At 64.2% G+C, this 21,329-nt stretch carries 19 protein-coding genes and 1 riboswitch; of the genes, 10 read left to right on the top strand and 9 right to left on the bottom strand.

From position 1 onward, the window contains the following. Window positions 1-9: 9 nt before the first annotated feature. Complete coding sequence (locus ABIB24_RS23520; RefSeq protein ID WP_025338902.1) at window positions 10-480, top strand: hypothetical protein; 471 nt, start codon at window positions 10-12, stop codon at window positions 478-480. 224 nt (window positions 481-704) lie between these two features. Continuing rightward, the gene (locus ABIB24_RS23515) at window positions 705-917 is read left to right on the top strand and encodes a PLDc N-terminal domain-containing protein (protein WP_013972488.1); all 213 of its coding nucleotides are present in this window, start codon (window positions 705-707) and stop codon (window positions 915-917) included. A gap of 44 nt (window positions 918-961) precedes the next feature. Here ABIB24_RS23515 and ABIB24_RS23510 read toward each other — a convergent pair whose 3' ends face one another. Beyond that, a complete protein-coding gene (locus tag ABIB24_RS23510; RefSeq protein WP_025338903.1) occupies window positions 962-1,288 on the bottom strand; it encodes a hypothetical protein in 327 nt (108 codons plus the stop codon). Between the two features lie 227 nt (window positions 1,289-1,515). Between ABIB24_RS23510 and ABIB24_RS23505 the strand changes: the two genes are divergently transcribed. Further along, entirely contained in the window at window positions 1,516-1,926 is a 411-nt protein-coding gene (locus ABIB24_RS23505) for a RidA family protein (protein ID WP_025338904.1), read from the top strand. 108 nt (window positions 1,927-2,034) lie between these two features. Continuing rightward, the gene (locus ABIB24_RS23500) at window positions 2,035-2,907 is read left to right on the top strand and encodes a DMT family transporter (protein ID WP_354317346.1); all 873 of its coding nucleotides are present in this window, start codon (window positions 2,035-2,037) and stop codon (window positions 2,905-2,907) included. A 125-nt stretch (window positions 2,908-3,032) separates the two neighbouring features. Here the strand turns inward: ABIB24_RS23500 and ABIB24_RS23495 are convergent, their stop codons facing one another. Then, window positions 3,033-3,284, bottom strand: a complete 252-nt coding sequence (locus ABIB24_RS23495) for a hypothetical protein (RefSeq protein WP_354317344.1) — start codon at window positions 3,282-3,284, stop codon at window positions 3,033-3,035. 122 nt (window positions 3,285-3,406) lie between these two features. Here ABIB24_RS23495 and ABIB24_RS23490 point away from each other — a divergent pair, with 122 nt between their 5' ends. Next, window positions 3,407-4,066 (top strand): VIT1/CCC1 transporter family protein, encoded by a 660-nt coding sequence (locus tag ABIB24_RS23490; RefSeq protein ID WP_354317342.1) that lies wholly within the window; start codon window positions 3,407-3,409, stop codon window positions 4,064-4,066. Window positions 4,067-4,077: 11 nt separating this feature from the next. On the opposite strand, the gene ABIB24_RS23485 is transcribed toward ABIB24_RS23490, so the two are convergent. Then, window positions 4,078-4,323, bottom strand: a complete 246-nt coding sequence (locus tag ABIB24_RS23485) for a hypothetical protein (protein ID WP_085616929.1) — start codon at window positions 4,321-4,323, stop codon at window positions 4,078-4,080. A gap of 295 nt (window positions 4,324-4,618) precedes the next feature. Between ABIB24_RS23485 and ABIB24_RS23480 the strand changes: the two genes are divergently transcribed. Further along, window positions 4,619-6,082, top strand: coding sequence for a DUF3300 domain-containing protein (locus ABIB24_RS23480; RefSeq protein WP_354317341.1), 1,464 nt, complete (start codon window positions 4,619-4,621; stop codon window positions 6,080-6,082). Beyond that, window positions 6,079-6,972: a DUF2950 domain-containing protein gene (locus ABIB24_RS23475; protein WP_137163770.1), complete on the top strand. Its 894-nt coding sequence runs from the start codon at window positions 6,079-6,081 to the stop codon at window positions 6,970-6,972. The genes ABIB24_RS23480 and ABIB24_RS23475 overlap by 4 nt, the downstream gene beginning before the upstream one ends. Before the next feature lie 25 nt (window positions 6,973-6,997). On the opposite strand, the gene ABIB24_RS23470 is transcribed toward ABIB24_RS23475, so the two are convergent. The 3 genes from ABIB24_RS23470 to ABIB24_RS23460 all read right to left on the bottom strand — a co-directional run bounded on the left by ABIB24_RS23470 (window position 6,998) and on the right by ABIB24_RS23460 (window position 11,985). Then, window positions 6,998-7,768, bottom strand: a complete 771-nt coding sequence (locus ABIB24_RS23470) for a DUF6708 domain-containing protein (RefSeq protein ID WP_249352830.1) — start codon at window positions 7,766-7,768, stop codon at window positions 6,998-7,000. Next, window positions 7,765-10,950 (bottom strand): T6SS effector BTH_I2691 family protein, encoded by a 3,186-nt coding sequence (locus tag ABIB24_RS23465; protein WP_354317339.1) that lies wholly within the window; start codon window positions 10,948-10,950, stop codon window positions 7,765-7,767. The genes ABIB24_RS23470 and ABIB24_RS23465 overlap by 4 nt, the downstream gene beginning before the upstream one ends. 180 nt (window positions 10,951-11,130) lie before the next feature. Then, complete coding sequence (locus ABIB24_RS23460; RefSeq protein ID WP_085588381.1) at window positions 11,131-11,985, bottom strand: LysR family transcriptional regulator; 855 nt, start codon at window positions 11,983-11,985, stop codon at window positions 11,131-11,133. Between the two features lie 92 nt (window positions 11,986-12,077). On the opposite strand from ABIB24_RS23460, the gene ABIB24_RS23455 reads away from it, so the two are divergent. Next, the gene (locus ABIB24_RS23455; RefSeq protein WP_085616898.1) at window positions 12,078-12,506 is read left to right on the top strand and encodes a multidrug/biocide efflux PACE transporter; all 429 of its coding nucleotides are present in this window, start codon (window positions 12,078-12,080) and stop codon (window positions 12,504-12,506) included. 218 nt (window positions 12,507-12,724) lie between these two features. On the opposite strand, the gene ABIB24_RS23450 is transcribed toward ABIB24_RS23455, so the two are convergent. The 3 genes from ABIB24_RS23450 to ABIB24_RS23440 all read right to left on the bottom strand — a co-directional run bounded on the left by ABIB24_RS23450 (window position 12,725) and on the right by ABIB24_RS23440 (window position 16,084). Further along, window positions 12,725-13,744 (bottom strand): branched-chain amino acid aminotransferase, encoded by a 1,020-nt coding sequence (locus ABIB24_RS23450; RefSeq protein ID WP_013972500.1) that lies wholly within the window; start codon window positions 13,742-13,744, stop codon window positions 12,725-12,727. A gap of 136 nt (window positions 13,745-13,880) precedes the next feature. Beyond that, window positions 13,881-15,458 carry an ATP-binding cassette domain-containing protein gene (locus tag ABIB24_RS23445; protein ID WP_274079652.1) on the bottom strand — a complete coding sequence of 526 codons (1,578 nt, stop codon included), beginning with the start codon at window positions 15,456-15,458 and terminating at the stop codon, window positions 13,881-13,883. A 266-nt stretch (window positions 15,459-15,724) separates the two neighbouring features. Continuing rightward, entirely contained in the window at window positions 15,725-16,084 is a 360-nt protein-coding gene (locus ABIB24_RS23440) for a hypothetical protein (RefSeq protein WP_112254063.1), read from the bottom strand. Window positions 16,085-16,182: 98 nt separating this feature from the next. Beyond that, window positions 16,183-16,395, top strand: a riboswitch (cobalamin riboswitch). A gap of 100 nt (window positions 16,396-16,495) precedes the next feature. Here ABIB24_RS23440 and cobW point away from each other — a divergent pair. Together cobW and cobN are read left to right on the top strand one after the other, a co-directional pair. Further along, a complete protein-coding gene (gene cobW, locus ABIB24_RS23435; RefSeq protein ID WP_085602303.1) occupies window positions 16,496-17,563 on the top strand; it encodes a cobalamin biosynthesis protein CobW in 1,068 nt (355 codons plus the stop codon). Between the two features lie 3 nt (window positions 17,564-17,566). Beyond that, a complete protein-coding gene (gene cobN / locus ABIB24_RS23430; RefSeq protein ID WP_274120900.1) occupies window positions 17,567-21,328 on the top strand; it encodes a cobaltochelatase subunit CobN in 3,762 nt (1,253 codons plus the stop codon). Window position 21,329 lies beyond the last annotated feature (1 nt).

Raw genomic sequence — 21,329 nt, 5'->3', positions numbered from 1 at the left:
ATACCCTTGATGAAGTACGCCGCTGCCTTGTTGCTTTGCCTGATGCCCTTGCTGGCCAATGCCCTGGAACCGGGCGACAAGCTTGCGCCGTGGACGCTGCTAGACCAGCACGACCAGGCTTACAGCCTCGGCGCCGGTACGCACATCCTGCTGGTGGCGCGCGACATGGACGGTGCCAAGCTGGTGAAGGCGGCGCTGGCCGAACAGCCCAAGGGTTACCTGGAAGCGCGCGATGCGGTGTTTGTTGCCGATATCCAGCGCATGCCGGCACTGATCAGCAAGCTGTTCGCCATCCCCGCCATGCGCGATTACAACTACCGGGTGCTGCTCGACCGTGACGGGCGGGTGGCCAGCCGTTATCCCGGGCAGGATGGCCAGGTGCAGTGGTTGCAACTGGAGCAAGGTACGCTGGTGAGCCAGCGTGCATTTGCCGATGCGCCGGCGTTGAAGGCGGCGCTGGAGACTGCACCACGGCATTGAGAGCTGTCACTGCTCCCTGTAGGAGCGGCCTTGTGTCGCGATGGGCTGCAAAGCAGCCCCCTGCGGTCTTTCGTAGGGCAAAAACCCTGGGGCTGCTGCGCAGCCCATCGCGACACAAGGCCGCTCCTACAACGGGCCGCGGTGCCATGCCGCCAGCCAAATCAATCTGAACCCTCGGCAGCCTCTGCAACCCAACCCATTACATGCCAAATGGGAGAGCGCTCATGGAAATCGGAACGATCTGGATCATCGTCGCGGCCTTTGTGATCCTGCTGGAAATCTGGGCCATCTGGCACATCATCGGCAGTGACCGGCGCGCCGAGCGCAAGATGCTGTGGATCGTGTTCGTGGTCTACGCGCCATTCCCCGGTTTGCTGTTCTGGGCCTGGCGCGGGCCTCGGGCGGTGAAGGGCAGGGCGGTACTGCAGGAAAAATGACGGTGCGCGGCATCAGGCGCGGGGGCGCCTGATGCCGTCGCTGTTCATTTGGGCAGGATGTCGAAGCGAATGGCTGCGCCCAGCCCGTCCACCATCAGGCAACCGTAGAACTTCACGGTCGACAGCACACGCAGTTGCTTGAGCGCTTCATGGATGTAGTCGTGAAGCAGCTTTTCGGCTTCGCGCTTGCGCTCTGCAAGTGTGGCGCCTTTGAGTGTGACCATCCCGAGCAGGGTGGTCTCAATGTGCTCGACGGTGTCCAGGCCAATTTTCTCGCGCAGGTGCAGACGGGCCTGCGCCGCATCGGTTTCATCTCGGGCAGGGTTGTTTGGCTTGATGGTGTAGGCCAGTTGAAAATTGTATTTGCTCATCGCTTTATCCTTGTTACGTACAGGCCTCCATGCCGGGCCTCGCAATCTAGCGCCTGACGGCCGCTTCGCATATGAACGCGTGGTTCACGGAAGCTCGTGCGCTGTGCGAAACGTCCTACAGTCGACGCCTGTTTCGCGGGCAAGCCCGCCCCTGAAAACCGCGCTTGACCTCGAGTTAACTCAAGGTTCGATACTCCGTCCCTCTTCCAACTGATCGAGGGTTTACCGTGAGCCATTCAACCGCGTTTCAGCTGAGCAATCCCGAAGGCCTGTACGACCCCAGCGGCAACGCCTATTCCCATGTCGCCGAGGTGCATGCCGACAGCCGCCTGCTGTTCATCGCCGGCCAGGGCGGGGAGGGCCGCAACGGGCAGCTGTCGCCGCTGTTCGCCGAGCAGGCGCGCCAGGCACTGGCCAACCTGGAGGTTGCCCTGGCGTCGAAAGGCGCCAGCCTGGCCCAGGTGTTCAAGCTGACCCTGCTGATCGTCGAGCATTCCGAAACGCGCCTGCGTGAGTGGGTAGCCGAGGCTGACAGGGCCTGGGGCCCTTGCATGAAGCCGACCTGCACGCTGATACCGGTACCCCGGCTGGCGCTGGACGGCATGCTGGTGGAGATCGAGGCGGTGGCGGCGGTATAGGTCCGGGCGATTCGGTGGTGGCGTCAGATAAACACTATGTTGTATATCGGTGCTGGCCCTACCAGCATGGCCGCCATGACAACAATCGATCTCAGAGGTGACCACACCATGAGCACCGGCACCACCACGCTCACCGACCGCAAGGCCCGGGCCTGGCTCTGGCCTGCACTTTTCAGCCTGGTGGCCTTCGCTGCCAACTCGGTGTTCTGCCGGCTGGCGCTGAAGGACGGGGCCATCGACCCGGCATCCTTCACCGTGGTGCGCCTGGCCAGTGGTGCACTGTTCCTGCTGCTGTTGCTCCGCCTGCGCAAGCCCGCGCTTGCCATGGGGGGCAGCTGGCGCGGCGGCCTGGCACTGTTCCTCTACGCATTCCTGTTTTCTGCGGCGTACCTGCAGCTGGGCGCAGGCGCGGGGGCGTTGCTGCTGTTCGGCGCGGTGCAGATCACCATGTTCGGCTTCGCCTGGTACAAAGGCGAACCTATCACCGCGCGGATGCTGCTGGGCATGCTGATCGCCTTCGCCGGCCTGCTGGTGCTGCTGTTGCCCGGTACCGCGGCGCCACCCTTTGCCAGTGCCTTGCTGATGGCCCTGTCCGGCGTGGCCTGGGGCGTGTACACGCTGCTGGGCAAAGGCTCACCCAGGCCGCTGGCCGACACTGCCGGCAATTTCGCCCGGAGCCTGCCGTGCCTGGTACTGCTGGTGCCGATGCTGTTGCTGGGCGCCGGCTTGCACCTGAGCCCGCTCGGCTTGCTGTATGCGCTGGGCTCCGGTGTGCTGGCCTCGGGTGCGGGCTATGCCGTGTGGTACGGCGTGGTCAGGCAAGTCAGCGCGCAGCAGGCAGCTACCATGCAGCTCAGCGTCCCGGTGATTGCGGCGTTGGGCGGGGTTGGCCTGATCGGCGAGCCATTGTCGTTGCGCTTGCTGGTGGCGTGCGTGGTGGTGCTGGGCGGTATCGCCCTGGCGCTGGCGCCGCGCCGCTAAAAGGGTGAAGGGCGTGACAGGGCATGGCTGTCGGGGCCTGCAATGTCTGGCTGACTATAATGGAGCAACCTCACCTCGCAGCCCTATCTGTGCAGGTAGCGGTAAGGAACCGCTGGCGAGCCCAATCAGCCTTTGCTCGAACGGTCGGCGTCGGCAGCTTCGGTCACCACAGGCAGGTTGCCGGCACGCTGGATTACTCGCCGTTGCTGCTCGTAGTCGTCCAGCGACAGGCCACGACGTTGCAAGGCTTCCAGTTGCAGTTGGCGGGTTTCCTCGGCGGTGTAAGGGCGCAGTTCGGGGTGGCTGGCACAGCCGCTGATGATGGCGATGGCAAAGACGGCAAGGGTGGCGGACAGCAGGCGGGCCAAGGTGTTCATCAGGTAGCTCCAGGGGCCGGGGTAGTGGGCGGCGAGTCGATGGAGCTAGGTTATTCGGCCATGTCGTTCGGCAGAAATTGCCATTCTCGATAGTGACTATCGATGGTTCCTGGGAGGGTGCGATGGGGCAAGACGAGCAACCGCGTAAATGGGGCGTGCTGGAACCGATCGACCGGATCACCGAAGTCATCTTCGGCCTGTTGATGGCGATGACCTTCATCGGCTCGCTGAGCGTGGCCACTGCAGGGCGCGAAGACGCGCGGCTGATGCTGATTGCCGCGCTCGGCTGCAACCTGGCCTGGGGCCTGGCCGATGCCGTCATCTACCTGCTGCGTACCTGGACCGAACGCACCCGCAGCCGGACCTTGCTGGCCCGCCTGCAAGCCGGTGATATCAACCAGGGGCGCAGGCTGATTGCCGATACGCTGCCAGAGCGCATCGGCCTGGCACTGGATGAAGACGGGCTGGAGATGCTGCGTGGGCGCATGCTGCGTGATGCTGGCCGCCCGCTGCCGGCACGCCTGGGGCTGGATGATTTCAAGGCGGCGCTGGCCACTTTCCTGCTGGTGGTACTGGCAACTTTCCCGATGGTCATTCCGTTCCTGCTGATCGAGACCACCGGTACGGCCATCCGTGTATCGAACCTGGTCGCCCTGGCAATGCTCTTCCTTGCGGGCTGGCTGCTGGCACGCTATTCCGGTGGCCGCGCCCTGTTGACCGGCGTGGTCCTGGCGGTAGTCGGGGCGTCACTGATCCTGGCGATCATCGCCTTGGGCGGCTGAGCACCGCCCGCTCAATATTTTATGTCGCGGGCGCGCTCACGGCCTTGCTGCTTGGTGTGGCGTTTGTCCTGTCGGCAGCCGGCGTTGCTTTGCTGGTCGGCGTGGCGGCAATCCTGTTTGGTCTGCCGCGCGTCCTGGCGGGTTTCCTGCCGCACATCGCGGGCCTCGCGGCGCCGCTCGGCGCGGTCGGTGGCCGCCCAGGCCGAGGTGCAGAGCACGGCCAGCATGATCATGGCGATGAGGCGGGGCGTGTTCATCAGGGGCGGCTCCTTTTTTGGATACGGTCTTGTGCATGCGCCGGCCTCTTCGCGGGCGCGCCCGCTCCCACAGGTACTCCACAATGTTCGAACCTGTGGTGGCCCTGTGGGAGCGGGCGTGCCCGCGAAAGGGCCGGTACAGTCAATTACAGATCTCAGCCCAGCCCTGGTATAGATTCAAAAGCAGCAACCACCCTCACCTTTAGAGCGCGAAAAGTTTGCGCCCGCACATCTAGCCAAAAGCATCGCCATTGCTACCCTTAATCCACGCGGTCTGATCTCATGGAGAGAAGCGATGCGCATCCCACTGTCAGCGGTCCTGTCGGTATTCCTGTATCTGAGCGCCACGCCCGGCCTGGTGCTGGCAGAAGACGTACCTGCCCCCGACCCGGCACCACAAACCGACACGGTCGCGGCCAAGGACCCGGTGTTCACCCAGGAGCAACTGGATCAGATGCTGGCACCCATCGCGCTGTACCCCGATGCGCTGCTGGCACAGGTATTGATGGCCTCCACTTACCCGGGGCAGGTGAGCGAAGCTGTGACCTGGTCCAAGGCCAACCCCAAGGCCACCGGCGACGATGCCGTCAAGAAGGTGGCGAACCAGCCCTGGGACCCGAGTGTACAGGCGCTGGTGGCCTTCCCGCAGGTACTGGCGACCCTGGGGCAAGACCCGGTCTGGGTGCAGCGCCTGGGTGACGCCTTCCTTGCGCAGCCCGACGATGTCATGGGCGGCGTGCAGCGCCTGCGTCACCAGGCCCAGGCCGCCGGCAACCTACAGAGCAACCAGTACCAGAACGTGACCGTGCAGACCGCCCCGGCACCGGCACCGGCCTCCAGCGGTAGCAGCACCCAGGTGGTTACGGCCAGCAGCCCGCCCACCACCATCATCATCGAGCCGTCCGACCCGCAAGTGGTGTACGTGCCCAGCTACAACCCGACCACCACCTACGGCACCTGGGCCTACCCGGCTTCACCGCCGGCGTACTACCCGCCACCGCCCATGTACTACCCCGGTTCCGCGCTAGTGGCGGGCCTGGCCTTCGGTACCGGCGTGGCGATCGTTGCCTCGCTGTGGGGTGACTGCGACTGGGGTAACAACGACATCGACATCGACGTCAACCGCTACAACAACATCAACTCCAACAACCGCATCACCAACAACCAGAACAAATGGCAGCACAACGCCGCCAACCGCGACGGCGTGCCGTACCGCGACTCCCGCAGCCGCCAGCAGTACGGTCGCCAGTTGGACGGTGCCACCCAGCGTACTGCCTTCCGTGGCGATGACGCCCAGCGCGCCCAGGCGCGGGACAAGGCCAGAGCGTCGATGGACCGGGCCGGCATCGAACGGCCGGCCACCAGCAACCGCCAGGCACGCCAGCAGATGCGCGAGGCGCAGGCGGGCAATTCGGTCGGCAACCGCATGCAGCCTCGTAGCGACAACCCGAGGGCGACCGACCGCCGACAGGAAACCCGCAACACCCAGGCTCGGCAGCAGAACAGCCAGGTGAGCCAGCGCAGGCAGGGCGAAGGCCAGGGGCGGCAACTGGCGCAAAACCGGCCTTCCAATACCGCCGGCCGGGCGCGTAACAATGCCTTCGACGGCGTGCGTTCACCCTCGCGCACCAGCGCGCAGGCCAGCCGTGGCCGCACCAGCCAGTCGTTCGCCCAGCGCCCGAGCGCATCGCGTGCCGCCGGGCACCAGATTTCCCGGCCCAGTGCGCCCGCACGCCGCGGGGGAGGTGGCCGTCGATGAACCGTCAATCGATAGCGGCACTGGTAATCGCAGCCGGTATGGCCTGGTCAACCCTGGCCGCTGCGCAGGAAGTCTTCCCGACGCCGGAGAAGGCCGTGGAATCCTTTGTTGCGGCGCTGGGTGAAGACAAACCTGACGAAGCCCGCCTGGCCCGGTTGCTGGGCGATGACTGGCGTACCTACATACCGCGCGGCGGTGTGCAACGCAGTGACGTAGACACGTTCCTGGCGCAGTATCGCGCGCAGCACAGCATCGACATGTTGGGGGCAAACAAGGCCATCCTCGCGGTGGGTAGTGATCACTGGACGTTGCCCATACCGTTGACCAAAGGCAGTGAGGGTTGGCGTTTCGATCTCAAGGCCGGCAGCTCTGAAATTCGCGCCCGGCGTATTGGCCGCAACGAGTTGGGTGCCATGCAGTCGATGCTGGCCTACCACGACGCGCAGATGGACTACGCCACCCAGGACCACAACGGCAACGGTGCGCTGGAATACGCGCAGAAGATATTCAGCGAGCCCGGCAAGCATGATGGGCTGTATTGGGATGACGATGGCGATGGCCAGGTCAGCCCGTTGGGCCCGCTGTTCGGCCAGGACATGGTCGGCGACGCCTGGTATGGCTACCACTTCCGCATCCTCGATGCACAGGGCCCGTCCGCCCCCGGCGGTGCCTACAGCTACCTGATCGGCAACCAGATGAGCCGTGGCTTTGCCATGGTTGCGTGGCCGGCCAGGTACGATGACACCGGGGTGATGAGCTTCATGATCAGCCATGACGGCGAGGTGTTCGAGAAAGACCTCGGGCCGCACGGCGACAAGCTGGCCAAGGAGATGAAACGCTTCGACCCGGATGACAGCTGGAAAGTGGTGGATGTGCCGGCGGGAGATTGAGTGAGGCGCACCCGCCGTGGCCGGTTCAAGGTGCGGTTCGCGATTCAAGGTCCATATCAGCTGGCCAGCTCACTTTGGGTGCCAGGCGCAGGGCGAACTCACACCAGAGCACATCGTTGTGATCCTTGGGGGGGCCGGGCGGCGGCAGGGCTGAGGGGCCTTCCTGCATGTAGGTGCAGATGTAGGCCCAGGCATGCTCATTGGCGCCCATGGTGACCAGAGGGAAACGGTCGATGACATTGTTTGTGCCTGGTGCAACGATGGAGAGTGTGACACCCCATTTGAAAATTAACCCACCGTTAGGCAGTGCGCCGGTCTGGGACCAGCGCTCGGCGCGGACTTGGGCCCAGTCGTAACTGACCGGTACGACTTTGCCCTTGTCGAATGGGTTCCACCATTGATGCTTGAAGTTGTAGGCGTAGATTTTATTACGGGCCCGGTTGAATCGAATGGGCAGGTCTCGGGGCGCTGAGAGGTCTGCCCGGAACAGGACAACGGTGCACCATGCTGACAATGAGAGCATGATAATTTCCTGAAGAACACTCTCGATGTCCGTTGGGTCCGTATGCCTGATCACCCAAGGAAGGTCAACCAGGATCGAAATCAGAAAGATAAGTGCCAATATCGAAACGATCCCACGATACGCCATTGCTGAGCGACAAATCTCGAGGTAAATATCATCTTGAAAGTTCGGCGTATGGGGAGCCAAGCCAGGTTCTAGAATCGGTGCATCGAAGGGCGATGGCAAGTCTTCTTGCCAGCCAGTGCAGGGTGGAATCAGTCTTGGGCGGCTCATTGATTTTTGCTCTTGTTGGTGCGTATCTCATTCTCTATTAATACAATCTGAGCAAGTGTTGTTTTGTCGTCTTTGTCAGGCCAGAAGTTTAGGGTGAACTCTATTGCCTGGATGGTGTGATGGTCGGACAATGGCAGCGCCCCTTGAATGGTGAGGGCTTTAGTCAATGGGTCGACCTTTGTGAATGGCTGCATATCGGGTGGTCTTGAGAAGAGCTTATTGGTCGCTCTGTCTTGAGCTTGCAGTTTCAACGGCGACGAACTGTCTGCGGACAGTACAGCTAATTCACTACCTCTAGGTCCGTGGTACAGGCTTAAGCTCCACTCGTAATGCGACAGGTGCTGATTGAAGTTTGGAATGCGAATAAAGAAAATCAGGCCGACGCTTGCCGGGACCGCATTACCATCACTGGTAAATATCGTTGACGCATTTTCTTTGTGGATCGAGTGATTGATTTCGAATTGGATTTGAATCGAGACCTCCGCCTCCAAACCGAGGAGGGATGCATTGAGAGCGGCAATGGCCGCGTCCATATCGGTGTTGGTCACCCATTGGCGATGTGATTCCGGTAACCCCCACTTGGTATTTCTGGCCCAAATCTGCGTTGCTGATGATTCTTTGTGCTTGGCTGAAGTTGCAAGCAGATAGGCTGCTATGCCCAAGGTGATGCTTATGCCTATCGGGCCAAGTAAAGCGCTGGAGCCAAATGCGGCCCAGACGCCAAATGCTGCGGCCCCGAATGAAGTGGCACTTGCGAACCGGTAGAGGCGAGCTGCAGAGCCATCTCCCACTCTCTCGGATCTAAGGTTTGCATACCTGTACTGAGCTGCATCCATGACACCAGCAAGCGCAGAAATCCCCGCGCCGAATCTGGCAATACCGGTCCCCAATGAGATTGTTGTCACCGTCCCCGGCCACGGTATCTTCGGACGCACAAGCGCAACAACCAGTCCCGCCGCTTCGACGCTGGCACCCAACAACCCAAGCGAAGAAGACCAGATCGCCGCAAGCGCCTCCGGATTATTCTGATGCGTCTCTTGCAACGTCCGATAGTTCTTGCCCAGACTATCCTGCTGGAACCATATACCCCCCAAGGCAAGCAGCAGCTTCACGCTTCCGCTACTCGCTGCAGCATCCCGCAGGCTGCGCATCGCATCGCTTGCCAGGTTTTGCGCGGCCGTAGAACTGATCTTCAAACCACCCGTAACCTGCGCACGCAGCCTACCCGCACCAATCGCAACATTGCGTACCAGCGCCCCGACGCCACCGGCTGCACCCTCGCGCAACTGCACCAGCCGCGCCTGTAAACTTTCAGCACTTTCCAACGTCCAGAGCATCACCTCGATCATCTGGCTACGGTTACCCGCTGCCGCAATATTGATCGCGCCACTCAGCACCATGGCCCGCACCTTGCGGCCCAGTGGGTCACGGAACTGCTTGTCTACCTGCTGCAGAAACGCATCGGTCCGCGCCTCCAGGGCTTCATTGAGCAGGCTCATGTATTCGCCCACTGTCAGCGACACCCGCAGCGGCGTTACCTGCTGCCCCGCAAACAGGGCAAACGCCGAGCGATGCACATGGCCGATCAGGGTCTTGGTCCGTTCACTCAGGTGCTGGCTGAGCGCATTCCCGGCGCTGTTGGTCGCGGCCAGCAACTGGCCAACGGCATCCTGTATCGGCTTGATCATCAGCAACTGGCCATCGGCGGTACCGGCGATGCCCTTGATGATGTCGTACACCTTGCCGAAGTCATCCCCGGACAGCGCGTTGGCCACCTGCTGCATCAGCTTCTGGTTCTTGGCCAGCAGTGCCTGGTAAAGCAGGCTGCGGTCGTCTTCCAGCAGCTGCTGCCAGATATGCTGGGTGATCCCGAGTGGCTGACCCTCCTGCGGCAGGGTTTCAGTGGGCCCGCCGGCCAGGCAGGCGGCCATCATCTGGATGAAGTACTCCACCGAAACGGGGGAGGTCGCGTCATAGTCGTAGTAGCCGATCTGCTGAAACGCCCGCTTGGCATAGTGCCGCGCATACAGATCGCCAACCTGGTCGATCATCGACTGCCAGTTTTTCAGTTCGCGGTCGTAATCGGCCTGGAACGCGGCGCGGGCGCTTTCGTCGTAACGCTCTTCCAGCCGCTCGCGGGCGTCCTGCTGCTTGCGCGCGGTGTTGCGTTCGGTCTGCGCGTCGATGTCCACCGGCGGCAAATACGCCTTGGCCGCGATCGGGCTGTCGTTCCACTGCTCGACCTGCCGGGCTTCCCGCTGCGCGTCCTCGGCACCCTGCACGGCAGCCATGGCAGCGTGCAGTTCGCGGATGCCCAGTAGTGCTTGCGAGGTGAAGTATTCGAAGTGCCGCTGCGGCTGCGCCCGCCATTCCTGCAGGGCCTGCACCCAGCCAGTGCGTTGCGCGTTGAGCTCCATGACCATGCCGACCGGGTCGGGCAGCGTCAGCGCCAGCAGGCCATTGGGCAGTTGTTCCTGCTGGATGACATTGCGCACATGCGTGCGGGTTTCATGCCAGCGGCCCAGGCGGCTGTAAAAGCCATGAGCGCTGGTAAACCTGGCAGAGGAAAAGGTAGAGAACTCCAGCACCTGTTCCAGGCCGAAGCGGAAGCTGTCGGTCATGGCGATGCCCAGGCTGGCAGGGTCGTTGCGTGCGGTGTTCAGGTCCACCTCGACGAAGCGGGCGAGGGTGCCCGGGTCACTGTCGGCGATGCCTTGCCGATAGCGGTCGAGTACCGCACGGGGCCAGGGGTCGTTGGCGAAGGCGATCCAGGCCTTGCGGTAGAGCAGGGTATCGATGTTGATGAACGAGGCGATCACATCGTGGCCTTCGGTGGCGCATACCTTGGGTAACGACCTGGGTGGCCCGAAGGGCATCTGCGATACCGGAAAGCGCTGCAAGGTACCTTCCGCCGCTACCTCGTAGGCCTGCCAGATTTCCTGGTCGAGCAGTACGTAGACATAACCCTGGCGCAGGAGGCGCAACTGGTCGGTGTGCATCGGGTGGAAGATGATTTCGCTATCGTCTGCCAGGCGATAGGGGCGCCCTGTATCCGGGCGCGGGGCGTAGGCCTCGCGCAGCAGCAGAATCGGCAGGCCGGAGCGTTCGCAGGCATTACAGGTGCCGTAGGTGTTGGGGATCTCTTCCTGCATGGCGATGTGGATGGCTTTGCTGATGCTCATCAGGAGTTCCTTTTCCAGTGATTTGACGCAACGGCCAAAACACTAGCGAGGAACGCCTTCGCGGGGGAGCAATGGGCTTCCTAAAACGTTGTAGGATTTTTCGCTTTAGTGCCCTGTAGGAGCGGCCTTGCGTCGCGACGGGCTGCGCAGCAGCCCCAGGATCTTGCAGGCGATAAAGGCCTACTGCCCCAACATCTGCCGCACCAGCCACTGCCCAGCCGGCCCGAGCGCGCGCCGGCTTGACCAGGCCACATCCATGTCAACCCGTCGCGGATACCCGGCCACCTGCAACTCCACCAGCCCACTGCCAAACCGTGCCACTAGCGCCCTGGGCAGTTCGGCCCAGCCGAACCCGCGCACGGCGAACTCCAGCAGGGTGAGGTAGTCCGGTGCCGACCAGGCCTGGCCACGACCGTGGTGCAAGCTGGGGGCATAGGTCTTGATATACAGCTGCCGGACGTTCTCCAGGTGCTGCGTCTGCACCTGGGGCAAAGCCGCCAACGGATGACCGCTGGCCACGTACACCCCAAACTCTGCCTGCTCGGGCAAGCGTGCCACGGCAACGTCAGCGGGGTAGCTGGGCTGGGTGGCAAGAATGCCGACGTGTGCCAGGCCCTGCTGGATCAGCTCGATCACATCGGCATCTTCCGACGGGCCGCAGCGCAGCTCGGTATGCGGGTAATGCTGGGCGAAGCGGGCCATCACCGCGCCCTGGAAGGTCACGCTGTAGCTGTCCGACATCACCACCGAGACCAGAGCCTCGACGTTTTCCGCCAACCGCACCGCCAGGGCATCGAGCTGGGCGCTGGCATCGAGAATTGCCTCGACATGGCTCAGCACCTGCCGCCCAGCCTCGTTCAGCGTGGGGTGGCGACCGCCACGCTCGAACAACGGGCAACCCACATCGGCCTCGAAATTGGCGATGGCGATGCTGATGGTGGACTGGCTTTTGCGCAACTTGCGCGCCGCAGCAGAAAACGAACCCAGCGATGCAGCTTCGACAAAGGCGACCAGAGCTTCGGGTGAGTAGCGCATGGTATTGATAAAACCGATGGTAGCTATGTCGCGAGTATCAGTTCTATCAAAGAAAATAGGAAGCACGACTCACGCAATGGATGGAATTTGCAATGAAAAACGTCTCTTTCACCGAACGCCTGGTTCACGCCGTCGGTTATGAAGTGTTCGCCGTGCTGCTGTGTGCGCCGCTGTTGTCCTGGATCATGGGCAAGTCGCTGGCGACGGCGGGGGCGCTGGCGGTGACCCTGTCGGTGATCGCCATGCTGTGGAACATGGTCTACAACGCGCTGGTCGATCGCTACGTGCGGGTCGAGCGCATCCACTGGAAGGCCAGCGCACGCTTTGTGCACGGCCTGGGCTTCGAAGCCGGGCTGGTGGTGTGGTGCCTGCCGGTGGCGGCGTGGATGCTGGAGATTTCGTTGCTGCAGGCGTTCATGGTGGAGTTGGGCTTCTTTGTGATCATCCTGCCCTACACCGTGCTGTACAACTGGGCCTTCGACAAAGCCCGGCACCTGCTGATGCAGCGTCGCCTTGCATGAGAACTACCTGCCCTGCGCGGCCCCTCGATTTGTGCATTGTGCGGATATCCTGGGGCCGCTTCGCAGCCCTTTCGCGACACAAGGCCGCTCCTACAGGGACGGCGCAGGTTTCAGGAACGGCTTTAGCCGCGAACACCGGCGCAGCCGGTGCCATCAGCCAATAAAAAACGGGGCATGCCATCGCTGGCATGCCCCGTTTTTCAAACCGTTAAAGCGCCTCAGGCAACCTTGACGATCCAGCCAGCCGGTGCTTCCACGTCACCGCTCTGGATACCGGTCAGCTCGTTGTAGAGCTTCTGGGTAACCGGGCCGACCTTTTCCAGGTCGTGGAACACGTGCAGCTTGCCGTTGTACTCGATGCCGCCGATCGGGGTGATCACCGCAGCGGTACCGCAGGCGCCGGCTTCGATGAAGCGGTCCAGCTTGTTGATTTCCACATCGCCTTCGATCACGGTCAGGCCCAGGCGCGATTGCGCCAGTTCCATCAGCGACAGGCGGGTGATGCCTGGCAGCACCGAAGCCGATTTCGGGGTGACGAACTCGTTGTTGGCGGTGATGCCGAAGAAGTTGGCCGAACCGACTTCCTCGATCTTGGTGTGGGTCAGCGGGTCGAGGTAGATGGCGTCGGCGAAGTTGGCTTTCTTCGCTTCTGCACCCGGCTGCAGGCTGGCGGCGTAGTTGCCACCGACCTTGGCCGCGCCAGTGCCTTGCGGGGCTGCGCGGTCGAAGCTGGAGATCTGGAAGTTGTGCGGCTTCATGCCGCCCTTGAAGTACGAGCCAACCGGGATGGCGAAGATCGAGAAGATGAACTCGGGGGCGGTGCGCACGCCAATGTTGTCACCGGTGCCGATCACGAACGGACGCAGGTAGAGGGCGCCTTTACCATGCGGTGGCACGAACTTCTCGTTGGCCTTGACCACTTGCTTGCACGCCTCGATGAACACATCGGTCGGCACCTGCGGCATCAGCAGGCGGGCGCAGCTGCGCTGCATGCGGGCGGCGTTCTGGTCCGGGCGGAACAGGTTGATCGAACCGTCCTTGCAACGGTAGGCCTTGAGGCCTTCGAAGCACTGCTGGCCGTAGTGCAGGGCCGTGGAGCCTTCACTGATGTGCAGTACGTTGTCTTCGGTCAGGGTGCCTTTGTCCCACTCGCCATTGCGCCATACGGACAGGTAGCGTTTGTCGGTCTTGATGTAGTCGAAACCCAGCTTGTCCCAATTAATGCTTTCGTTGCTCATGACACCCTCATTGTCTTGCAAGTGCCCGATTGCTCGGGCTGCTGTTATATGCGCACCACGCCACCATAATACATCCGTGGCAGATCGGGAACGGCCAGTCACGAATTGATAGCCTGCAATGCATTCATTGCGGCTTCTACAGGTGCAGGTACTCGTCCAGCGCCAGCTGGTCGAGCAGTACCTGGTCGTGGGACGCCACCACCAGCGCCCCGCGAAACTGCCCGAGCATGTGTTCCAGTGCGGCCAGTGACGGCAGGTCCAGGTGGTTGCCGGGTTCGTCCAGCAGCAACAGGTCGAGCGGCCGTTCGCGGTATAGCACGGCGGCCAGTGCTGCCTTCATCCGCTCTCCGCCGCTGAGCAGGCCGCTGGGCAGTTCGATGCGGGCCGCATCCAGGCCCAGTTGCGCCAGGCGGCTGCGCAAGTCGCCCTGGGCCAGGGTCGGGTTTGCCTGGCGCAGGTGGTCGAGCACGCTGGTGTGGCCTGGTAGTGCGCTGCAGTGCTGATCGAGCAGGGCGGTTTCACCACTGAGGCGCAGGCTGTCGGGCGGGGCTGGCAACTCACCGTTGATCAGCCTGAGCAGGGTGGACTTGCCACTGCCATTGGCGCCAACCAGGCCCACCCGCTGGCCCAGGCACAAGCGCAGGTTCAGTGGTTTGCGCGTGCCGCGGGGCAGGTGCAGCGCTTGCAAGGCCAGCACTTCGCGGCCCGGATGACGCTGCGGCGTGGGTGCATGCAGGGTAATGGCGCTGTCCTGCTCGACTTCGCGGGCGGCGTCACGCACTTTGCCCTGCAGCGCCTGCCGGGCGTCGCGATGGTCGCGGCGCTGCTTGCCCGCAGTGGCCTGGCTGCGTTCCTGCTGGCGATCGACCAGGATCTTGGCCTGGTTGGCGTGCCTGGCGTTGCGCCCGGCGCGGGCTTGATGACGTTCCAGGTCTTCGCGCTGGCGCTGCAGTTCGCGCGCCTGGCGTTGCTGCTCCTGTTTCAGCCGGGCTAGTTGCTGTTGGGCCAGCGCCGTCTGGCTGGCTTTCTGGGCCGAATAGAAGCTGTAGTTGCCGCCATAGGCCTGCAAGCCCAGGCTGGACAATTCGACGATGCGCGTCATGTGCGCGAGCAGGCTGCGATCATGGCTGATCACCAGCAAGCCCCGGTCCCAGGCTTCGATCATGCTCAGCAGTTGGGCGCGGGCGTTGCTGTCCAGGTGATTGCTCGGTTCGTCGAGGATCAGGTAGTCCGCTTCGCTGAGCCAGGCGCCGACCAGCGCCACGCGCATGGCCTGGCCACCGCTCAGGCTGTGGGCGGGCTGGTGCCAGTCGAGCTGGCCCAGGCCGTGGCGTTGCAGGTGCCCCTGCAATTGCTCGCGGATATCCCAGCGTTCGCCGACGGTGTCGAAGTCACTGGGTGCGACGCTGCCTTGCTCGATGCGCTCCAGCGCAGCGAGCACCGCGCCCACCTGGGCCAGGTCGGCGACCGTGGCGCTGCGCTCGATCACCTGCTGGTCCAGAAGATGGATGCGCCCAAGGCGCCGACACTGGCCGCTGCTTGGTTCGCGCTGGCCGGCAAGTATCTGCCCGAGCAGGCTCTTGCCCACACCGTTGCGCCCGACCAGGCCGGTGCGGCGTTGGTCGAAGGTTTCGCTGAGGTCGGTAAATAACAGCCTGCCATCAGGCAAGGCCAAGGAGACGCTGTCCAGCGTCAGGATCGACGTGTTCGTCATGCACAACTCCACAAATGCCGCGACATCTCCGGAGGGAACCGGAGGCTGAAGACTGGCCGTCGAAGGGACGGCGGCATCAATGGCGCATTGGACGAATACCTCGTGACAGGGGAATGCGTAGCCTAACGGATAGAGGCATCGTTGTCGCGGGAAAACACATTCCGCGAGTGCGCCGCGGCCCCTGTGGGAGCGGGCGTGCCCGCGAACACCGGCGAAGCCGGTGCCCAGTGCAGGCAGGAAGAGCCAGGACCGCGCATGCCCCTGGTTCAGCGCCCCATCAAGCGCTTGCTCCAGTCGCCCCCGTGGCTCTGCTGGCAGGCCTCTTCACTGTCAAACCGCACATGCCAGGCCGGATGATCCAGTTGAATGCCGGCCTGTTCCAAAGCCAGGCCGGTCAGCGCCAGCATGCGTACCTTCGCGTCGCCCGCCACGGCGGCAGCCTTGTCGGCCTCTCGCTCGAACACCCAGGTAATACGCAGGCTGGCCGGAAAATCCTCGGGAGCCAGACGATGGGTAAGCCAGCTGAAACCGACGATCTCCGCCTTGGCGGTTTCGCAGGCTTCGGTCAGGCAAACCACCAGTTCACGCTCCAGGCGTGCCATATCGCGCTTGTTCAGGGGTTTCACCGGGGGGCCTCGCTGCTCAAAGCCACCACTGTAACGCAGTTGCGCCACTTGTTGTCGGCCAGCCCGACAGCAATGGTTGACCACCCGCCAGCCACTGCGTAGCCTTGCCACTTCGAGGTTCTTCGGCCAGGCCGAAGCTAAGACGGGAACGCGGTACAAGCCGCGGCTGCCCCCGCAACTGTAAGCACCGACAACGGATCGACACAGCCACTGCGCCCGCGCGCGGGAAGGCGTCATCCCGCCAGCCCGCTGCACCAGCGGGCACATGGAACGGTGCGAGCCAGGAGACCTGCCTCGTCACGTTTTCGACTTTCAACCGGGCGGGGTGATCCGGTGGCGAACAAGCCCGGCCGGCCTGGCCCGTGGCTGTCGTCCTGCATGCCCGCGCCAATCTGCCAAGGGCAATGCGACATGAAAACACTGGCCAAGCTCCCCGTCACCATCGTCACTGGCTTCCTCGGCTCGGGCAAGACTACCTTGCTGCGCCACATGCTTGACAACGCCCAGGGCCGCCGCATTGCGGTAATCGTCAACGAGTTCGGCGAACTGGGCATCGACGGCGAAATCCTCAAGCAGTGCAGCATCGGTTGCACCGAAGAAGAAGCCACCGGCCGCGTCTACGAGCTGGCCAACGGCTGCCTGTGCTGCACCGTGCAGGAAGAGTTCTTCCCGGTGATGCGCGAGCTGGTGGCACGCCGTGGCGACCTGGACCATATCCTCATCGAAACCAGCGGCCTGGCCCTGCCCAAACCGCTGGTGCAAGCCTTCCAGTGGCCGGAAATCCGCAATGCCTGCACCGTCGACGCGGTGATCACGGTGGTCGACAGCCCGGCCGTGGCCGCCGGCACCTTCGCCGCCTACCCGGATCAGGTCGATGCCCAGCGCAAGCTCGACCCCAACCTGGACCACGAGTCGCCGCTGCACGAACTGTTCGCCGACCAGCTGGCCAGCGCCGACCTGGTGGTGCTGAACAAGGCCGACTTGATCGACGCCGAAGGCCTGGCCAAGGTCCGCGCCGAGGTGGCCGAAGAACTGCCGCCGGCGGTCAAGGTGATCGAGGCCAGCAGCGGCAAGCTGCCGCTGGAGGTACTGCTGGGCGTGGGCGCCGAGTCCGAGGCGCACATCGATGGCCGCCGTACCCACCACGATTCGCATCATGACGGCGATGACCATGACGATCATGACCACGACGCCTTCGACTCCATCTCCATCGACCTGCCCGAAGCCGACGAAAGCCTGCTGCTCGACGCCCTGACCCAGCTGGTGGTGGAGTTCGGCATCCTGCGCGCCAAAGGCTTCGCTGCCATCCCGGGCAAGCCTATGCGCCTGCTGGTACAAGGCGTGGGCACCCGTTTCGACAAGCACTTCGACCGCGCCTGGCGCGCCGACGAGCCGCGCATCACTCGCCTGGTGCTGATCGGCCAGGACCTCGACGCCGCCCAGCTGGAAGCGCGCCTGCGCCAGGCACTGGGCGCCTGACCCATGCACCTGCTGCGGACCCAGCCCGGCGGCTTCGTGCCGGATGACAGCATTGCCGACCTCGGCCAGACGCCCGCCGAGCTGGTGATTCTCTGCAGCGGCGATTCGCACCTGGCATTGCTCGCCGATACCGCCGAGCAATTGCCCGAGAATTACCCCAGCCTGCGCCTGGCCAACCCGATGCAGGTACAGAACCATGCCTCGGTCGACCTGTACGTCGACCAGGTGCTGCGCCATGCCAAGGTCATCCTGGTGTCGCTGCACGGCGGCGTCGGTTACTGGCGCTATGGCGTCGAGCAACTGGTCGAACTGGCTGGCCGTGGCGTGCAACTGATCCTGGTGCCGGGCGACGACCGCCCGGACCCGGAGCTGACCAGCCTGGGCAGTGTCAGCGGCGAGCAGGCCGAACGCCTCTGGCACTACTTGCGCCAGGGCGGCAAGGCCAACGCCATCAACCTGTTCAACTGCCTGGCCAGCCAGTGGCTGGGCCGCGACTATGCCTGGGACGAGCCGCAGCCTTTGCCGCGCACCGCCGTGTATCACCCGGCCAAGGGCAGCGCCACGCTGGAGGACTGGTACCCGCAGTGGCATCCCGAACAGCCGGTGGCGCCACTGCTGTTCTACCGCTCGCACCTGCAGGCGGCCAACACCGCGTTCATCGATGTGTTCTGCCAGCGCCTGCAGGCCGCCGGGCTCAACCCGTTGCCGATCGCCGTGGCCAGCCTCAAGGAAAGCGCCTGCCTGGAGCAGGTCGAAGCCTGGCTGGACGAGGTGGGTGCCGAAGTGCTGGTCAACACCACCGGCTTTGCCCTGTCCAGCCCCGAACGGCCCAACCTGCGCCCGTTCCGTCGCGACATCCCGGTGCTGCAGGCCATCTGCGCGCAAGACAACCAGCCCGGCTGGGAAGCCAGCGAGCAGGGCCTGGGGGCGCGTGACCTGGCCATGCACATTGCCCTGCCCGAACTGGACGGGCGCATCATCACCCGCCCGGTCAGTTTCAAGGACATGGCCTGGCGCAGCGAGCGCAGCCAGTCCGACGTGGTCTGCTACCGCGCCCACCCCGAGCGCATGGACTTTGTCGCCGAACTGGCCCGCCGCTGGGTCGAGCTGGCGCGCCTGCCGAATGCGCAAAAGCGCGTGGCCCTGGTGCTGGCCAACTACCCGACCCGGGATGGCCGCATTGGCAACGGCGTTGGCCTGGACACGCCAGCGGCGGCGCTGAACATCCTCAAGGCCCTGCAGGCCGAAGGCTATCCGCTGGCCGACTTGCCGGGCAGTGGCACGCAACTGATCCACCAGTTGCTCGGCGGCGTGACCAACGACCTCGACCATCTGGACCTGCGCCCCTGCGCGCAGAGCCTCAGCCTGGCCGACTACCAGGCCGCCTTCGAGCGCCTGCCCGAGGCCAACCGCCAGGCTGTGCTGGAACGCTGGGGACCACCGCAGCAGGACCCGATGTACCGCAGTGGCCGGCTGATGGTGGCCGGCCTGCGCTTTGGCTTGACCTTCGTCGGCATTCAGCCGGCGCGGGGCTACCAGGTGGACCCCAGCGCGGTGTACCACGACCCGGACCTGGTGCCGCCGCACGGCTACCTGGCGTTTCACTTCTGGCTGCGCCATGCCTTTGCCGCCGACGCGGTGATCCACGTCGGCAAGCACGGCAACCTCGAATGGCTGCCCGGCAAGGGCGTCGGGTTGTCGGCGCAGTGCTGGCCGGACGCCTTGCTCGGCCCGCTGCCGAATATCTACCCGTTCATCGTCAACGACCCGGGCGAGGGTGCCCAGGCCAAGCGCCGCACCCAGGCGGTGATCATCGACCACCTGATGCCGCCGCTGACCCGTGCCGAAACCTATGGCCCGTTGCGCCACCTGGAGCAATTGGCCGATGAGTTCTACGAAGCGCAGCTGCTCGACCCGCGGCGCGCCCGCGAGTTGCAGCGCGACATTCTCGAACTGGTCAAGGCCAACCACATCGACCGCGAACTGCAGCTGGAAGGCCAACTGGACGATGCCGCCGTGTGGCTGCCACGCCTGGACACCTACCTGTGCGACCTGAAGGAATCGCAGATTCGCGATGGCCTGCATGTGTTCGGCCAGTCCCCGGAAGGCCGGCTGCGCCTGGATACCTTGCTGGCGCTGTTGCGGGTCGAGCGTGGCGACGGTCGCGGCGGCAATGCCAGCCTGCTGCGGGCTTTGGCCAAGGCGCTGGTGCCAGGTTTCGACCCGCTCGATTGCGAACTCGGGCAGCCATGGCAGGGCGCACGCCCCGAGCAGTTGCAGGCCATGAGCAGCGAGCCCTGGCGCACCTGTGGCGATACCCGCGAACGCCTCGAACTGTTGGCGCTGCAGGTAATCGACCAGGCGCTGGGCGGCACCGCACAGTTACCAGCCCAGAGCGAATGGCAGCCGGTGCACGACGTGGTGCAGGCGCTGCGCGAAGCGGTGGCACCCAGCCTGGATGCCTGCGGCAGCGCCGAAATGAATGGCCTGCTGGCGGCGCTGGCCGGGCGTTTCGTGCCCGCCGGCCCCAGTGGTGCGCCCAGCCGTGGGCGCCTGGACGTGCTGCCCACCGGTCGCAACTTCTATACCGTGGATGTGCGCAACCTGCCCACCACCACCGCCTGGCGCCTGGGCTTCGCCTCGGCCAACCTGATCCTCGAACGCCACCTGCAGGACCACGGCGATCACCTGCGCCAACTCGGCCTTTCGGTGTGGGGCACGGCAACCATGCGTACCGGTGGCGACGACATCGCCCAGGCCATGGCGCTGATGGGCGTGCGACCGGTGTGGGCCACCGGCAGCCAGCGGGTCGACGATTTCGAGATCCTGCCGCTCAGCCTGCTCGACCGACCGCGGGTGGACGTGACCTTGCGCGTTTCCGGCTTTTTCCGTGATGCCTTCGGCAACCTCATCCGCCTGTTCGATGCCGCAGTGCAGGCGGTGGCCGCGCTGGACGAGCCCGACGATCTCAACCCCCTGGCCGCCCGCGTGCGTAGCGAGCGTGCCGCGCTGCAGGCGCAGGGCGTGGACGCCGAGCAGGCCGCGCGCCAGGCTGGCTGGCGGGTGTTCGGTGCCAAGCCCGGGGCCTACGGCGCCGGGGTGCAGAACGCCATCGACGGGCGCCTGTGGCACAGCCGCGACGACCTGGCCGAGGTCTACCTCAACCACGGCGGCTATGCCTACGGCGCCAGCGACGACGGTACCCCGGCCCGGGCCCAGTTCGCCCAGCGCCTGGCCAAGGTGCAGGCGGTGCTGCAGAACCAGGACAACCACGAACACGACCTGCTCGATTCCAACGACTACTACCAGTTCCAGGGTGGCATGCTGGCGGCGTCGGAAACCTTGTCTGGTGCGGCAGTGGCCAGTTACCACGGCGACCACAGCCAGGCCGACCGGCCGCGCATCCGTACCCTCAAGGAAGAGCTGAACCGGGTCATCCGCGCCCGGGCGCTGAACCCGAAGTGGATCGACGGGGTCAAGCGCCATGGCTACAAAGGCGCCTTCGAGATGGCGGCGACGGTCGACAACCTGTTCGCCTTCGACGCCACCACGCAGCTGATCGACGACCATCATTACCAGGCGCTGGCCGATGCCTACGTGCTCGACCCGGCGACCCGCGACTTCATGCGCGAGCACAACCCCGAGGCCCTGCGCGACCTTACCGAGCGTTTGCTGGAGGCCCAGCAGCGCGGCCTGTGGCAGGCGCCTGGCGACTACCGCGAAGCCCTCGAGGAACAACTGCTCGACGGCGAGGAACAGGCTTGAA

Source organism: Pseudomonas sp. UYEF17, from assembly GCF_040546125.1.
In the GTDB taxonomy this organism is placed as follows: Bacteria; Pseudomonadota; Gammaproteobacteria; order Pseudomonadales; family Pseudomonadaceae; genus Aquipseudomonas; species Aquipseudomonas putida_Z.
This window is presented reverse-complemented; position numbering and strand designations above follow the sequence as displayed.

Excerpts from the sequence above, each read along its gene's own strand:
- ABIB24_RS23520 (WP_025338902.1), top strand. The coding sequence starts at position 10 with ATGAAGTACGCCGCTGCCTTGTTGCTTTGCCTGATGCCCTTGCTGGCC.
- ABIB24_RS23515 (WP_013972488.1), top strand. The coding sequence starts at position 705 with ATGGAAATCGGAACGATCTGGATCATCGTCGCGGCCTTTGTGATCCTG.
- ABIB24_RS23510 (WP_025338903.1), bottom strand. The coding sequence starts at position 1,288 with ATGAGCAAATACAATTTTCAACTGGCCTACACCATCAAGCCAAACAAC.
- ABIB24_RS23500 (WP_354317346.1), top strand. The coding sequence starts at position 2,035 with ATGAGCACCGGCACCACCACGCTCACCGACCGCAAGGCCCGGGCCTGG.
- ABIB24_RS23495 (WP_354317344.1), bottom strand. The coding sequence starts at position 3,284 with ATGAACACCTTGGCCCGCCTGCTGTCCGCCACCCTTGCCGTCTTTGCC.
- ABIB24_RS23490 (WP_354317342.1), top strand. The coding sequence starts at position 3,407 with ATGGGGCAAGACGAGCAACCGCGTAAATGGGGCGTGCTGGAACCGATC.
- ABIB24_RS23485 (WP_085616929.1), bottom strand. The coding sequence starts at position 4,323 with ATGAACACGCCCCGCCTCATCGCCATGATCATGCTGGCCGTGCTCTGC.
- ABIB24_RS23480 (WP_354317341.1), top strand. The coding sequence starts at position 4,619 with ATGCGCATCCCACTGTCAGCGGTCCTGTCGGTATTCCTGTATCTGAGC.
- ABIB24_RS23475 (WP_137163770.1), top strand. The coding sequence starts at position 6,079 with ATGAACCGTCAATCGATAGCGGCACTGGTAATCGCAGCCGGTATGGCC.
- ABIB24_RS23470 (WP_249352830.1), bottom strand. The coding sequence starts at position 7,768 with ATGAGCCGCCCAAGACTGATTCCACCCTGCACTGGCTGGCAAGAAGAC.
- ABIB24_RS23465 (WP_354317339.1), bottom strand. The coding sequence starts at position 10,950 with ATGAGCATCAGCAAAGCCATCCACATCGCCATGCAGGAAGAGATCCCC.
- ABIB24_RS23460 (WP_085588381.1), bottom strand. The coding sequence starts at position 11,985 with ATGCGCTACTCACCCGAAGCTCTGGTCGCCTTTGTCGAAGCTGCATCG.
- ABIB24_RS23455 (WP_085616898.1), top strand. The coding sequence starts at position 12,078 with ATGAAAAACGTCTCTTTCACCGAACGCCTGGTTCACGCCGTCGGTTAT.
- ABIB24_RS23450 (WP_013972500.1), bottom strand. The coding sequence starts at position 13,744 with ATGAGCAACGAAAGCATTAATTGGGACAAGCTGGGTTTCGACTACATC.
- ABIB24_RS23445 (WP_274079652.1), bottom strand. The coding sequence starts at position 15,458 with ATGACGAACACGTCGATCCTGACGCTGGACAGCGTCTCCTTGGCCTTG.
- cobW (WP_085602303.1), top strand. The coding sequence starts at position 16,496 with ATGAAAACACTGGCCAAGCTCCCCGTCACCATCGTCACTGGCTTCCTC.
- cobN (WP_274120900.1), top strand. The coding sequence starts at position 17,567 with ATGCACCTGCTGCGGACCCAGCCCGGCGGCTTCGTGCCGGATGACAGC.